Source organism: Streptomyces sp. NBC_00846, from assembly GCF_045207325.1.
Taxonomy (GTDB): Bacteria; Actinomycetota; Actinomycetes; order Streptomycetales; family Streptomycetaceae; genus Streptomyces.
In genome coordinates this window covers 3940276-3954406 of the sequence record NZ_CP108846.1, presented here as the reverse complement: position 1 = coordinate 3954406, position 14131 = coordinate 3940276, and the positions used below count along the sequence as shown (strand labels likewise).

12 protein-coding genes, 1 tRNA gene, 1 other RNA gene and 1 pseudogene are annotated in these 14131 nt (G+C 70.8%); 4 read left to right on the top strand and 11 right to left on the bottom strand.

The genetic code is table 11. The features are described from left to right. Positions 1-473: 473 nt before the first annotated feature. From OG936_RS18220 to ffs, 4 genes are all read right to left on the bottom strand, one after another. Positions 474-2291 carry a hypothetical protein gene (locus tag OG936_RS18220; RefSeq protein ID WP_406495957.1) on the bottom strand — a complete coding sequence of 606 codons (1818 nt, stop codon included), beginning with the start codon at positions 2289-2291 and terminating at the stop codon, positions 474-476. 374 nt (positions 2292-2665) lie between these two features. Then, entirely contained in the window at positions 2666-3916 is a 1251-nt protein-coding gene (gene purD / locus OG936_RS18215; protein ID WP_406495955.1) for a phosphoribosylamine--glycine ligase, read from the bottom strand. Positions 3917-4117: 201 nt separating this feature from the next. After that, positions 4118-6310, bottom strand: coding sequence for a DNA polymerase III subunit gamma and tau (locus OG936_RS18210; protein ID WP_406495954.1), 2193 nt, complete (start codon positions 6308-6310; stop codon positions 4118-4120). A gap of 73 nt (positions 6311-6383) precedes the next feature. Continuing rightward, an RNA gene (ffs, locus tag OG936_RS18205) (signal recognition particle sRNA small type) lies at positions 6384-6480 on the bottom strand. Between the two features lie 131 nt (positions 6481-6611). Here ffs and OG936_RS18200 point away from each other — a divergent pair. The 4 genes and pseudogenes from OG936_RS18200 (at position 6612) to OG936_RS18185 (ending at position 9533) form a co-directional block, all read left to right on the top strand. Next, a tRNA-Ser gene (locus tag OG936_RS18200) sits at positions 6612-6699 on the top strand. Positions 6700-7082: 383 nt separating this feature from the next. Continuing rightward, positions 7083-7244: pseudogene (locus tag OG936_RS18195) on the top strand (peptidoglycan bridge formation protein FemAB); the annotation flags it as partial. Positions 7245-7618: 374 nt separating this feature from the next. Continuing rightward, positions 7619-7858, top strand: a complete 240-nt coding sequence (locus tag OG936_RS18190; protein ID WP_406500493.1) for a DUF6126 family protein — start codon at positions 7619-7621, stop codon at positions 7856-7858. Between the two features lie 283 nt (positions 7859-8141). Then, the gene (locus tag OG936_RS18185) at positions 8142-9533 is read left to right on the top strand and encodes an IS1380 family transposase (protein WP_331746122.1); all 1392 of its coding nucleotides are present in this window, start codon (positions 8142-8144) and stop codon (positions 9531-9533) included. Between the two features lie 131 nt (positions 9534-9664). Here OG936_RS18185 and OG936_RS18180 read toward each other — a convergent pair whose 3' ends face one another. The 7 genes from OG936_RS18180 to OG936_RS18150 all read right to left on the bottom strand — a co-directional run bounded on the left by OG936_RS18180 (position 9665) and on the right by OG936_RS18150 (position 14084). Then, positions 9665-10060 carry an ArsR/SmtB family transcription factor gene (locus OG936_RS18180; protein WP_406495952.1) on the bottom strand — a complete coding sequence of 132 codons (396 nt, stop codon included), beginning with the start codon at positions 10058-10060 and terminating at the stop codon, positions 9665-9667. 271 nt (positions 10061-10331) lie between these two features. Next, positions 10332-10685 (bottom strand): zinc ribbon domain-containing protein YjdM, encoded by a 354-nt coding sequence (locus OG936_RS18175; RefSeq protein ID WP_406500491.1) that lies wholly within the window; start codon positions 10683-10685, stop codon positions 10332-10334. Positions 10686-10690: 5 nt separating this feature from the next. Further along, positions 10691-11161, bottom strand: a complete 471-nt coding sequence (locus OG936_RS18170; RefSeq protein ID WP_406495950.1) for an anti-sigma factor antagonist — start codon at positions 11159-11161, stop codon at positions 10691-10693. A 34-nt stretch (positions 11162-11195) separates the two neighbouring features. Beyond that, entirely contained in the window at positions 11196-11621 is a 426-nt protein-coding gene (locus OG936_RS18165) for an ATP-binding protein (protein WP_406495948.1), read from the bottom strand. Then, positions 11618-12034, bottom strand: a complete 417-nt coding sequence (locus OG936_RS18160) for a pyridoxamine 5'-phosphate oxidase family protein (RefSeq protein ID WP_406495946.1) — start codon at positions 12032-12034, stop codon at positions 11618-11620. The genes OG936_RS18165 and OG936_RS18160 overlap by 4 nt, the downstream gene beginning before the upstream one ends. Beyond that, the gene (locus OG936_RS18155; protein ID WP_406495944.1) at positions 12031-13746 is read right to left on the bottom strand and encodes a SulP family inorganic anion transporter; all 1716 of its coding nucleotides are present in this window, start codon (positions 13744-13746) and stop codon (positions 12031-12033) included. Before OG936_RS18155 ends, OG936_RS18160 begins: the two co-directional genes overlap by 4 nt. After that, positions 13743-14084: an ArsR/SmtB family transcription factor gene (locus OG936_RS18150; RefSeq protein ID WP_406500489.1), complete on the bottom strand. Its 342-nt coding sequence runs from the start codon at positions 14082-14084 to the stop codon at positions 13743-13745. Before OG936_RS18150 ends, OG936_RS18155 begins: the two co-directional genes overlap by 4 nt. Positions 14085-14131: the final 47 nt, after the last annotated feature.

Below are 14131 nucleotides of genomic sequence, written 5' to 3'. Positions count from 1 at the left end.
CCTCCCTCGGTCCCCCGGACAACAACGGTGAGACACCGGCCGCTCGTCACCGGTGACGACCGACGGCGATGTCACCGGTGACCGCCTCCGGCCGTGCGCCATCGGTGCGCCAACAGTGATGCGCCGACTGTCAGCGTCGATCCCCAGCACATCACATAACGCACGCAGTCCGTCACCGTTCGTCGCGAATAAACGTGAACGGAACCTATCCTTCCGGGTATTGGGGGTGCCATGGCGCCTGCGGTGTTGCTTGTGAGGGGGGTGGGGCCGCTTTGGTCCGGCTTGTTGTCGTGTCCGGTTTTGTCGTCACGGCCGGGTCTGTCGTCGTGGTGCGGGTCTGTCGTCGTGGTGCGGGCCCGTCGTCGTGGTGCGGGCCCGTAGGCGAGGCCGGTTTTGTTGTCGCGGCCGGGTCCGTCGGCGAGGCCGTCGGGGAGTCCGGCTCCGCTGTCGAGCCCGTGGGCGAGATCCGTGGTTCAGACGAGACGGACGGGTTTGTCGGTGCGTACGCCGACCGACGCGAGCCAGGAATGCAGTGGTTCCGCGTCGCCGTCCTCGACCAGGCTGAGGACGGCGACGCCCAGATCCGACCGGCGCTCTCCGTCGACCAGCAGCGCGGGACCGTCGAGCCAGTCGAGTCCCGGCGCGGCACCCGCCGTGTCGACAGCGGCGCAGCAGACCATCGCCGCGACATGGTCGGCGAGCAGCTCCCTATCCGTACGGGGCGGCTGGAGGCGGAAGAGGGGGAGGGAGGCGGGGCCCCAGATGTCCGGGGCGTCCCCGCCCGCGTGAACGTGAACACCACCGGAAACGCCCGCCAGGCCCGCTGTGCCGCCGGCCGGGGGCCGTTGGGCCGCGGCCTCCTCGCGGGCCAACGCGGCGCTGATCCCGGCCGCGAGCTCGTCCCCGCTCCCGCTGCGGCCCGCCAGATGCTCGACGACACGCGCCAGCGTGGGCACTCCGGCGTTGATATCGGTGGCGCCGATGTCCATGGGGAACGCGGGACGGTGGGAGTCGACGCAGGGGCCGGGGCCGTGACTGTCGGCGGCCGGTGCGGGCGCCATGCCCATCGAGTCGAGGACTCGGTGCAGGCGTGCGGCCTCGGTGCGCCACTTCCGGTCGACCACCTCCTCCGGATACTGCTGCCAGTCGACGGGCGACCAGTCGGGACCGGACTCCGCCGGGCCGCCGTGGAAGAGCCGGGCCGCGAGCAGCGACGCGGCCTCGTCGGCCGCGCCCGGCTCCTCCAGGAGGTCACAGGCGGGACGTTCGCCGAGGCGCGAGGTGAATCCGTCGGCGAGCCGGTCGCGCCGGGAGAGCTCGGTGAGTGCGGATACGACGCCCGCGTCCAGTCGGGACGGCCAGCGGCCCATCTGCCAGGCGGGCAGCGCGACCCGGGTGAGCAGCCGGTCCCAGCCCGCGTAGGCGAGGCCGACCTGCTCCTGGGCGACGATCCGCAGACCGTAATCCACAGCCTGTGCCCGAACCGACGCGGCGGCGGCGACGCCCCGCTCCATCTCTGCGGCATGACCGCGACAACTGCGCAGCAGCAGCCGGGCGATCCAGCCGACGAAAACGCGCGGCACCCCGCGGACCCCGGACAACGGCCCGGGAACGGGCACGGCGGCGTTGGCGATCGCTCCGTCCAGCCCCCGTACGAAACGGCGCGCCGCGGCTATGTCGGGATGCGCGAAGGGGCCCGTCCCCGCGACGACCGGGGCGAGCACCGCCCGTAGCTCCGCGACCCGCATCCACCACAGGAACGGCGAACCGATGACCAGCACCGGAGCCGCCTGGACCCGGCGACGGGTCCGGCCCGCCGGACGTGCCACTGGATCCGCCCCGCGATCCGCTCCGGGGCCAGCCGCGGGCTGCACCGCGGGGTGCGTACGGTCCTCCAGCCAGCTGTCGCAGTCGGGTGTGAGGGCTATCGCCGAGGGCGCGGGGACCCCGAGCCGTTCGGCGAGGTCCCTGACCAGGCGGTAGAGATCGGGGGCGGCCTCCTCGGCGAGCGGAACGGTCGGGCTGACCGCCGGCCTCGCCCGTACGACCGCGAGCGCGACCGCCGCGGCGAGCAGGAGCACGACGACCGCGCAGGCCGTCACGGCCCAGCGCGCTGTGTCCCAGCCGCTGCCGACGGCAAGGCCCTGGGCACCGGCGACGAGCAGCACGACGGCGGCCGCCGCGGGCAGGATGGCGGCGGCTGTTGCTCTGCTGCGGATGCGCAGCAGAGCGAGGGCTCGGGCGCGCGCGCTCTGCGCACCCAACTCCTCACTTGTTCCGGTACCGGACACGGCCGGACGTCACCCCCTCTGCCCCCGCGGCGGTGTTGTTCACTCCCCCACTGTGGCACCCGTCACTGACATCGCAATGCCAGTGGGCCAAGTGCCGGAATGCTTGCGCCGCACCCTAGTTGGGCGTTCGGCGGGCGTCATCCGGATGGCTGAGCCGTCACTCGATGGAATGGCTTTGGGTAAAGGTGCTGACGCGCCGCTGTTCTTGGGGCAGCGGCGCATCAGCGGGCGTGGCGTGGTCGTCCGGTCTCAGGCTTCCGCGACCGTGCTCAGGCTTCTCGGCAGCCGTGCTCAGGCTGCTCCGCAGCTCTGCTCAGGCTGCTCCGCAGTCCTGCCCGGACTTCTGCGGCAGGCCGTGCCCGGACCGTCCGGTCTCAGGCCTCTGCGGCCTTCCGGGCAATGTCCGTACGGAACTGCGAACCGTCGAGGCGGATCCGGGACAGCGCTGTGTAGGCCCGCTCGCGTGCGGCGGCGAGATCCTTGCCGGTCGCGGTTACGGACAGCACCCGGCCGCCCGCGCTGACGATCGTGTCGCCGTCCCGCCTGGTCCCGGCGTGCAGGACGTACGCATGCGGGGCATCCTGCGCCGCCACGTCGTCGAGCCCTTCGATCGGGTCGCCCGTCCGCGGCGTGCCCGGGTAGTTGTGCGAGGCGATGACCACGGTGACGGCGGCCTCGTCGCTCCACGTGAGCGGGGGCAGCTCGTCGAGGGAGCCGTTGGCGGAGCCAAGCAGGACACCGGCCAGCGGGGTCTTCAGCCGGGCCAGGACCACCTGGGTCTCGGGGTCACCGAAACGGGCGTTGAACTCGATCACCCGGACGCCGCGCGACGTGATCGCGAGGCCCGCGTACAGCAGCCCGGAGAACGGGGTGCCGCGGCGGCGGAGCTCGTCGACGGTCGGCTGGAGCACCGACTGCATGACCTCGTCGACCAGCTTGGGGTCGGCCCACGGGAGCGGGGAGTACGCGCCCATGCCACCGGTGTTGGGGCCCTCGTCGCCGTCCAGGGCACGCTTGAAGTCCTGCGCGGGCTGGAGCGGCAGCACGGTGGTGCCGTCCGTGATCGCGAAGAGGCTGACCTCGGGGCCGTCGAGGAACTCTTCGATGACCACGCGGTCGCAGGCCAGCGCGTGGGCGCGGGCCTCCTCGACGTCGTCGGTGACGACGACTCCCTTGCCCGCGGCGAGACCGTCGTCCTTGACGACGTACGGGGCGCCGAAGGCATCGAGGGCGGCGTCGATCTCGGCGGGGGTGGTGCAGACGTAGCTGCGGGCGGTCGGGACGCCGGCCCCGGCCATCACGTCCTTGGCGAACGCCTTGGAGCCCTCCAGCTGGGCCGCCTCACCGGAGGGGCCGAAGCAGGGGATGCCCGCGGCACGCACGGCGTCGGCGACACCGGCGACGAGCGGCGCCTCCGGGCCGACGACCACCAGTTCGGCGCCCAGGTCGGTGGCGAGGCGCGCGACGGCATCGCCGTCGAGTGCGTCGACCGGGTGCAGTTCGGCCACCTCCGCGATACCGGCATTGCCGGGAGCGCAGTACAGAGCGGTGACGTCGGGGTCGAGGGAGAGAGAGCGGCACAGGGCGTGTTCGCGGGCGCCGCCGCCGATGACGAGGACCTTCACGGGGTGCAGCCTAGCCGCCGGGCCGCGGCGGCCTTGACGGACGGCCGCTCCGTGGACACCTCCGGGCACACCGCCGAGGCGACGCGAGCAGGCCCGAACGCACCCCGCCGTTCGTTGCTACGCGCGGAACGCAGCCCGTCATTCGTTGCTACGCGGCCCGGAACGCACTCGTCATTCGTTCATTCATTCGTTCATTCGTCGCTACTCGTTGGTGAATTCCTCCACGACCGTGGCGCCGAGCTCGCGGACGATGAGGTCGTGCCCGGAGAGCGCCGAGTCGACGAGGTCCGGGTCGTCGGCCTCCGGGGTGTCGTCCTCGGGAGCGACGGATCGCGGGGGCTCGGGCGCGGAGTACGACTGCGGTGCGGGCTCGGCGGCGGGTGCGGCGCCCGGCTGCTGGTGCGGGGCGGGGGCCGGCCGGGGTTCGTCATTCTGCTGGGGCGCGGGGGCCGGACGCTGTGACGGCGGCGGGGCGGCGGCAGAGGGGCGACCACCACCGGTCTGCGGGGGCGTGCCCGCGCCGCCCGACGGATCGACGATCGCCTCGATCTTCCACTGGGCGTTGAACCGCTCGGCGAGGGCCTGCTTCAGCACGTCCTCGCTGCCGCTGCTCGCGAAATTGTCGCGCGCGCCCGCGTTCAGGAAGCCGATCTGGAGGGTGGCGCCGTCGAAGCCGGTGACCTGGGCATTCTGGCTGAGCAGGATCCAGGTGAACCGGCGACGGTTCTTCACGGCCTCCAGGATGTCCGGCCACATGTTCCGTACCTGGCCGGCGCCCTGCATCGTTCCGGGTCCCGAAGGCGTGGCGGCGGGCCCCGGTACCGCGGGGGGCGGCTGTACCGGGGCGGCGGAGGCCTGCGGGACCGGCGACTGGCCGGGGGCGGAAGCGGTCGGCCAGCCACCGGGACGGCGGCCGGAATCCGGCGCGGCGGCGGTGGGCCAGGCACCGGGACGCTGCCCGCCCGCGGAAGCCGCGGCCGGGGCCTCGGCAGGCGGCTGCGGAGCGGCGGGGACGGCGGGTGCGGCGGGCTGCGCGGGTGCTGGGGGCGTGACGGGGGCGGACGGTGCCGCGGGGGCGGGCGCCTCCCCCAGTGCCGCCGCACGCGCGGCAGCGGGTCCGGCGCCGGGCTGCACGGCCGGTGCGACGGGGGCGGGGGCGGGGGCGGGGGCATGGGCCAGGGCCTCCGGCCCGGGCACGTACCCCATGGCGGGCCCCGGTCCCGTGGTCGCGAAGGACGCGCCGCGCTCCAGCCGGTCGAGCCGGGCCTGCAGTGAACGCTCGTCGTCGAAGGCAGCGGGCAGCAGCACCCGGGCGCAGATCAGCTCGACCTGGAGGCGCGGCGAAGTCGCCCCGCGCATCTCCGTCAGCCCCTCGTTGACCAGGTCTGCGGCGCGGCTCAGCTCGGCGGCACCGAAGACGGACGCCTGGGCCTGCATCCGCTCGACGACATCGGCGGGGGCGTCGATGAGGCCCTTTTCCCCGGCATCCGGTACGGCCGCGAGGATCACCAGGTCACGCAGCCGCTCCAGGAGGTCGGCGACGAAGCGGCGCGGGTCGTTGCCGCCCTCGATCACGCGGTCCACGACCTCGAACGCCGCCGCTCCGTCGCCCGCCGCGAAGGCGTCCACGATGGAGTCGAGCAGCGAGCCGTCCGTATAACCGAGCAGCGAGGTCGCCATGGCATATGTCACACCGTCGTCGCCCGCACTGGCCAGCAGCTGGTCCATCACCGACATCGAGTCACGCACGGACCCGGCCCCGGCCCGCACGACGAGCGGCAGCACGCCGTCCTCGACAGGGGTGTTCTCCTTGGCACAGACCTCTACGAGGTAGTCGCGCAGCGTGCCCGGAGGAACCAGGCGGAACGGGTAGTGGTGCGTACGCGACCGGATCGTGCCGATGACCTTCTCGGGCTCGGTGGTCGCGAAGATGAACTTGAGGTGCTCCGGCGGCTCCTCGACCACCTTCAGCAGGGCGTTGAACCCCGCCGAAGTGACCATGTGCGCCTCGTCGATGATGTAGATCTTGTAACGACTCGACGCGGGCCCGAAGAACGCCTTCTCCCGCAGATCACGGGCGTCGTCCACGCCACCGTGCGATGCGGCGTCGATCTCGATCACGTCGATCGACCCCGGCCCGTTGCGCGCGAGGTCCTGGCAGGACTGGCACTCCCCGCACGGCGTGGGCGTCGGACCCTGCTCGCAGTTCAGGCAGCGGGCCAGGATGCGCGCGCTGGTCGTCTTGCCGCAGCCGCGCGGACCGCTGAACAGGTACGCGTGATTGACCCGGTTGTTCCGCAGGGCCTGCTGCAGCGGGTCAGTGACATGCTCCTGCCCGATGACCTCGGCGAACGACTCGGGGCGATAGCGGCGGTACAGCGCAAGGGACGACACACATACGAGGTTATCCGGGCGGACCGACAACCGGCCCCGGACCGGACGAAGCGCAGCCCCGCACCCCAGGAAACACAAGGGCCCCCCACGCACCCGCCAGAGCCGACCTACCCTTGCTGCCTTCCGGCCCTGGGGGAGTTCAGTCAGATAGCGCCACGTGAGGGGCTGACGCCCACCTTAACCGATCCCCACCCCTGCCGGTCCACTCCCCACCCTCCCGAACCACCCCGGACGAGCCCGAGCGGATGCCCGACGGGAAGTGGTTCGCGAGCACTCCTCAACGTCTTGTATTGTTTGCCGCGGAGGATTCGCCTAGTGGCCTAGGGCGCACGCTTGGAAAGCGTGTTGGGGGCAACCCCTCACGAGTTCGAATCTCGTATCCTCCGCCATTGCTCTCACCGGGCAATACGTCGAAGGCCCCCGCTGCTTGCAGCGGGGGCCTTCGACGTTGGTGGTTGCTGTTTTCACTAGCAGGCCGCCGTCGCCTACCGATCGTTCAAGACCTCACGGCACACGCCGCAGAACATGGCCGCGTCGCGTCCGTACCGGCGCATCAGCTGGCTGCACTCGGCGCACGGCCCCAGCTCCCACGGCGGACAGCCCAGCGCCACAGAGGCGGCAGCCCGCTCGACGGGCAAGATCAGCATGGGGTTCCGCGACCGCTGTGCCGACATCCGAGGCAGGGTGAAGCCGCCGGTCGGCTGCCCCAGGTCTCGGATGGGCCGCGCGTCGCTGACGAACCAACCCTCCTCACCGGCCCGGCAGTTTCGGTCGATGCATCACGGACACCCTGGACGAGAGCAACCACCTGCTGGGCCTGCTCCGTTTCAAGGTCGGCACCGGGGGCCAGGCCCTCGAATACCTCGACGAATGGGACTTTCCACTCAACAAGTTCCCCCACAACGCCCTCGACCTCTACATGGCCCGCCGCTGAGTTCGAAACCACCCAGGCTCTCCCGACGGGCGCCAGCTCACCCGACGCGCCCACGGGCCTGCGGCAGGGCCCCGGAGCGGCTGCTGGACCGCTAGATCCCTGGTCAGAGAGCTATAACTAGCAGAGCTGCTATCAGGCGATCGGCGGCGTCAGTGTGCCTGGGAGACGATGCCGCACCGATCAGAGGCCGGTCGGCATCACCTCAAGTGCAGAACTGGGAGGGCTGTATCCGGCGAGGCGCTTCATCTCTAGACTTGACGAGTTCTGCAATTTGTTAGTTATCGAGTTGGCCAAGCTGGTCGAGCGGGGAGCGGTCGTGGGCGGGTTCACTGAGGCGGCGCTGGAGCGCGTCCGTGTGGCGCGGACGCGGCTTGATGCTGCCTTGGAGGCCGACGACGCCTACGAGGTCGCGATGGCCGAGGACGAGCTGGAGGACGCGCTGCGGCTGGCCCGCAGCACGGCATCAGGCCGCCCCGCAGGAGGATGGGCGGGACATCGAGGCGTGGAAAGAGAAGGGCGTCGCCCTGCGGGCGTTCTTCTATATCTTCGGCACACACCTGTTCGCGGGATTAATCTGGCTGCTGTTCCATGTGGGCCAGCACGCCAACAAGTGAGCGCTGCGACACTGGAGTTGATCAAAAGGACAGCCCTGCCCTGCACACTCCACCCCGCCTGGCGGGACGACTGGCTCCTGTAACTCACCGGGCGCGGCAGGGGGCGGCCGTCTCCCCGCCGCCCAGAGCGCGGAAGAAGATTCCGGCCGCCGTTCACTGAGCCTGGATCCACCGGCTTGACGTCTGTGGATGACTCTCACGGAAACGAGGAAGTGCCTTGTGACCTGCGATGATGGGGTTTCTCTAGGACCACATCAGGCACGATCGACAAGGCACTTCCGAGATGCAATCTTCCCATGCCGCCGCGATGGTCTCCGCACGGTTCGATGACCCGAATCTCGTCGCGTACGGCGGGCTTGAGCCGGTGGCGCGTCTGGCCGAGCGGTGCGGACTGCCCGCGCTGGTCGAGGGCCTGGTGAAGCTGCCGGTCTCGAGGGACGGCACGGGTTCTTTCCCGGCGGCGAAGGTGATGTCGCTGGTCGGCGGCATGGTCGCGGGTGCGGACAGCTTCGATGACATGGACCGGTTGCGGCACGGCGGACTGTCCCGGCTGTTCACCGGGGTGCGGGCGCCGTCCACGCTGGGCTCGTTCCTGCGTTCCTTCACCCACGGTCATGTGAAGCAACTGCATGCCGTGGCCCGGCGGTTCCTACCCGCCCTGGCCGCGCACACCGGGCTGCTGCCCGGCGCGCAGGCGGTGGCTTATGTGGACATTGACGACACGATCCGCCGTACCTACGGCTATGCCAAGCAGGGTGCCGGTTACGGATACAGCAAGGTCAAGGGCCTGAACGCGCTGCTCGGGATCATCTCCACCCCGCTCGCCGCACCGGTGATCGCTGCCACCCGCCTGCGCAAGGGGCCCACGAACTCGGCACGCGGTGCGGCCGGGTTCGTTGCCGAGACCATCCGCGCCGCCCGCACCTGCGGGGCCGGCGGCCTGCTGATCGTGCGTGCCGACTCCGCGTTCTACGGCGCTGACGTGGTGAACGCCTGCCGGGCCGCGGACGCCCGGTTCTCCGTCACGGCGCGGATGAACGCCTCGGTCAAGACCGCCATCGCGGCCATCGGCGAGAGCGCGTGGACGGCGATCAAGTACCCCAAGGCGGTCTGGGACGAGGAGGGACAGTGCTGGATCTCGGACGCGGAGATAGCCGAGACCACCTACACCGCCTTCACCTCCAAGCCAAAGAAACAGCAGGTCACCGCCCGATTGATCGTGCGCAGGGTGAAGCGGCTCAACCCCGCGGCCCTGCCCGAGGGACAGGGCACGCTCTTCGATACCTGGCGCTACCACGCCGCGTTCACCGACTCCCCGCTCACCCTGATCGACGCCGAGCGTGATCACCGACGGCACGCCGTGGTGGAGCAGGTGATCGCGGACGTCAAGAACAGCGCCTTCGCGCACGCCCCCTCCGGGCACTTCCAGGCGAACGCCGCCTGGCTCACGCTCGCCGCCCTCGCCCACAACCTGACCCGCGCCGCCGGGGCCCTGGCCTGCGCGTTCCATGCCCGCGCGACCACCGCGACGATCCGCGACCACCTGATCAACGTCCCCGCACGTCTGGCCCGCTCAGCACGCCACCTCACCCTCCACCTGCCCCAACACTGGCCCTGGGAAAGCGAGTTCATCCAGCTGTTCACCGCCACGCACGCGCCACCACCAGTCGGCTGACGCTCCCTGAAACGACCCGCCCGAGAGGGCCCGATACCTGCAGACACGTGGAAAAGCTGGGCAGACCAGCGGACACCCGACACCCGAAACCACCGGTCAACTCCGCGAGGACCAAAAATCCGCCGAAACCCTCACCCCGAAATCCACCCGGTGGATCCAGGCTGAGGCGCTGACCTGCGCCGCTGGGGCACGGTGTCAGGTTCGGCGGCCTTGAGGTCCGCCAGCAGTTCGGCCTGGCCCATCAGCACACCGGACAGGATGGTTCGCGCCACCCGCAACAGCTCCGCCACCTGCGGGTTGGTCAGCGAGTAGTAGACGGCGGAGCCCTCGCGACGCGGGACGACCAGGTTGGCCCGGCGCAGGACGGCCAACTGCTGGGAGAGGTGGGCCGCCTCTACACCGATCTCGGACAGCATCTCGGAGACCGCGTGCTCGCGCCGACTGAGGAGTTCCAGCACGCGAATGCGCACCGGGTGTCCAAGGGTTTTGAAGAACTCCGCCTTCAGCTGGTACAGCGGCGCACTCACCGACCGGACCCCGCTCCACATCGGGCCGCCGGACGGCCGGGCGGCCGGACGGTCACTGTCGTGCGAGTACCGCGCATCGCATCCACCTCAGAACTCTCCGCCATGGGGACATCCTCGCGCCCTCATGCCGAGGTCATGACCTCGGGAGTTGCCAAGATTAGCAATGCCGAAAGGCGCGAAAGGGAGGTTCGGTGCCCGGCTCCGGGCTGCCCGGATCCCACGGAGCAGCGCGGCGGCGCATCGCTTGTCCGCCGCCGCGTGCCGAGGCGCCCTAGGCTTTCTTGACCACGCTGGACTTGAGCTGCATGGGGCCGAACCCGTCGATCCTGCAGTCGATGTCGTGGCCGTCCACACCGTCCACCAGGCGAATGTTGCGTACTTTGGTGCCGGCCTTGATTCCGCTCGGGCTGCCCTTGACCTTCAAGGTCTTGGTCACCGTTACCGTGTCGCCGTCGGCGAGTACGTTGCCGACCGCGTCCCTGATCGTCCCGTCCTCGGTGCCGCCTGCGGGTTCGGCGGACGCGGGTGACCACTCATGGCCGCATTCGGGACAGACCAGGAGCGCCCCCATCTCGTAGGTGTACACGCTGGAGCACTGGGGGCACGGCGGCAGCGTCTCGGTCACATCGCTCATGGTGATTCCTTGCTTGATCGTTCCTGTACATCTCTTACATCAGGCCCCTGGGGTGCCGGACTGCGCGCTGGGCCACTCGTTGCTGCGCCACTGCCACTGCGCCCCGCCGCCGTCTGGTGAGCGGTGAACGGTGAACGGTGAACGGTGAGGGCAGCGTGCAGGTCTGCGTGCACGGGGATGGGCGGCTGCGCGGGGTCGGGGACGAGGGAGCCGTCTGCGGGAATCGCGGCGAGCTCCAGGCTCCGGCCCGCGTCGGCGAGCTGACAGGCGGCCTGGGCGACTGCCAACTGTCCGCCCGTCGACCAGCCGCGCAGTTCGGTCAGGTCCAGGATGACAGGACCGGTGCCACGGGCCAGTACCCAGCCGACCGCGCCGGTGAACCGGGCGACGGCCTCGGGGCCGAGGTATCCAGCCAGGGAGAGAACGCCCAGGTCGGGGTGGGTGGTGTAGCGCCACTCTATGGTCATCCGCTACTGCCTCGGTCTTTCGTGTGGGGATCTTTCATAGCGGGAGGGTGATCCAGATGCTTTTGCCCCTGCCGTCCGCGTCGCCCTTGATGACGGCGGTGCCGCCAAGGCCGAGGGTGAGTTCCATGACGGTTCCCAGCCCGCCGCTGCTCGTATTGGTGATCGTCGAGAAGAGCGGGGGCTGGTAGGGGTGCCGGTCGTGCACGGCAAACGCAAACGTGTCCGGACCGGCCGCGTAGATCACGGTGACGGTCGGGGACAGCACGGCGGCGTGCTGGACGCTGTTGGTGACCAGCTCGGACAGGATCAGCAGCGCCGGATCGACCGTGGGGTGACGTCTGCTGACGCCCCACTCGATCAGGACCTGTTCGGTGGTCTCACGCGCGATCCGCACCGCGGAGCCCATCGTGGGCAGGGTCAGTACATGCCGCAACGGGAGAGCTTCGAGCTGACCACTCACCGGGCGGCCTCGGCGTGGGCCAGGCGGAACCCTGCGACGGTCTGCGGGCGGATGCGTACCAGGGTGTCGTGCGGCCCGTGCGCCCAGCCATGCAGAGTGCGGCGGTAGTGGCCGGCCTCGTCCGGATCGGTGATGACCTCGGCCGGGCCGGTCACGGTCACCGTCCAGCCGATGCCGCCTGCCACCTTGGTCTCGTGTGCGTGATAGGTGAGCGACGAACGGGAGGCCAGGGCCGCTGCCTGAGCGGGCGTGCGGACGATCAGACGCCCGTACTCAAGGACGTGGACGGCCGGGCGGAGCACGGGAACCTCGTCCCGGACGTATACCAGCTGTCCCTGGGCCGCGCTTTCGAGCAGCCACAGTGCCTCGGTACCGGGCAGCTCGATCATGCGGCGGGAGACGGGGGTGATCATCGGGGAGCCCCTTCGGTGACGGGTGCGGTGGGCAGGAGCCCGGCCTGGTGCAGGTGGGCGCGGGCCCCGGCGATCGCCTCCGGTGTGGTGGCGTACTCACGGCCCTCCAGGCGCAGCAGGTCCAGCGCGCCGACTGATTCGAGGGCGCGTCGCTGGCCGGGACGTATACCGGAGGTCAGTACGGCGATGCCGCGCCGGTTCAGCTTCTCCACGGCGTCCTTGAGGACCAGGGCCCCGGTGGCGTCCATCGTCGTGATCCGCGACATCCGCAGGATCACTACGCGGACGTCGGCGACCTCGGAGAGCTCCAGGAGGAAGCGGTGGGCACCGGCGAAGAACACCGGCCCGTCGATGCGGTAGGCGACGATGTGCTCGGCCAGCAGTGCGTGTTCTTCCTCGCTGTGCTCGCCCGGCAGATCAGCCGTGAAGTCGACCTGGTCCATCCGGGCCTGGTTGGCAACCGCCCTCAGCGCCAGGGCGCCCGCGACGACCAGGCCGATGATGACCGCGTAGACGAGGTCCAGGGCAAGCGTGGCCACGGCGGTCAGCACCAGCACGATCGCGTCCGAGCGCGTCGCCCGGACCATCGCCCGCAGTGCGCCGACCTCGACCATGCGGATCGCGGTGGCCAGCAGCACCCCGGCGAGTGCGGCCAGCGGGATCTTGGAGACGAGCGGGGCGGCGGCGAACACGATCACCGCGAGGACGGCGGCGTGGGTCAGGGCGGCGAGGCGGGAGCCCGCGCCGCTACGGACGTTGACGGCGGTACGGGCGATCGCCGCGGTGGCGGGCACGCCGCCGAACAGCGGGGCGGCCAGGTTCGCGATGCCCTGCCCGAAGAGTTCCTTGTCCGGGTCGTGCTTCTGGCCCACCGTCATGCCGTCCGCGACCGTGGCCGACAGCAGCGACTCCAGCGCTGCGAGCGCGGCGACCGCTACGGCCGGGGCGAGCAGCGAGCCCAGTGCGGACAGATCGAGGAAGGCCAGCGACGGCGCGGGCAGCCCGGACGGCAGGTCGCCGATCGGAGCCGCCGCGTCCAGGTGGAAGAGCTGGGCGGCCAGCGTCGCGGCGACGACGCCGACGATCGAGAACGGGATGGTGGGCCGCCACCGGGCACCGAGCAGCATCACGGCGGCCACAGCGAGGGCCAGGGCAGCCGCGGTCCAGTTCGGGGTGCGCACGAACTCCTCCACGGCCCGCCAGGTCACCACCAGGACCGTGTCGCCGTCGGGTGCGGCGACCCCGAGGGCGTTCGGGACCTGCTGCAAGCCGATCACGCAGGCGATGCCGAGGGTGAAGCCCTCCACCACCGGCGCCGGGATGTACCGCATGTACCGGCCGGCCTTCAGCAGGGCCAGCGCGATCAGCAGCACGCCGGCCATCAGCCCGACCGTCAGCACCCCGCCCGGCCCGTACTGGGCAACGATCGGCACCAGCACCACCGTCATCGCGCCGGTCGGCCCGGATACCTGGAGGTTGGAGCCGCCGAACAGCGCTGCGAGCGCACCGGCGACGACGGCGGTGGCCAGTCCGGCCTCGGCGCCCAGGCCGGAGGAGACCCCGAAGCCGAGCGCGAGCGGCAACGCCACGATCGCCACGGTGAGGCCGGCGAGCAGGTCACGGCGCGGATTGCGGGCCATGACGGCGAAGTCCGCACGGGCGGGCAGCAGAGACCGCACCCGGTCCCACGACCGGGCAAGCGACACGCTCACCTCGCCGAACCCTCGGCTTCCCGCAGCTCCACGAGAAGTTCGTTCTGCCCGGCCAGCATCTCGGTCAAGATCCGCCGCGCCGCCCGCATCAGCTCCGCCACGTCCCCGCCTGCCAGCTCGTACACCACCGTCGAACCCTCCCGCGCGGAGGAGACGATGCCCGAGCGGCGCAGCACCGCCAGCTGCTGAGACAGTGCCGAAGGCTCCACCTCGATCGCCGCCAGCAAGTCACGGACCGGCATCGGGCCGTCCTGCAACAGCTCCAGAACCCGTATCCGCACGGGGTGCCCGAGCATCCGGAAGAACTCGGCCTTGGCCTGATACAGCGGAACCGCCACGGTCACGGACCCCCTTCGCCACCCCGACAGCCCGGGGCTTCGCTCGG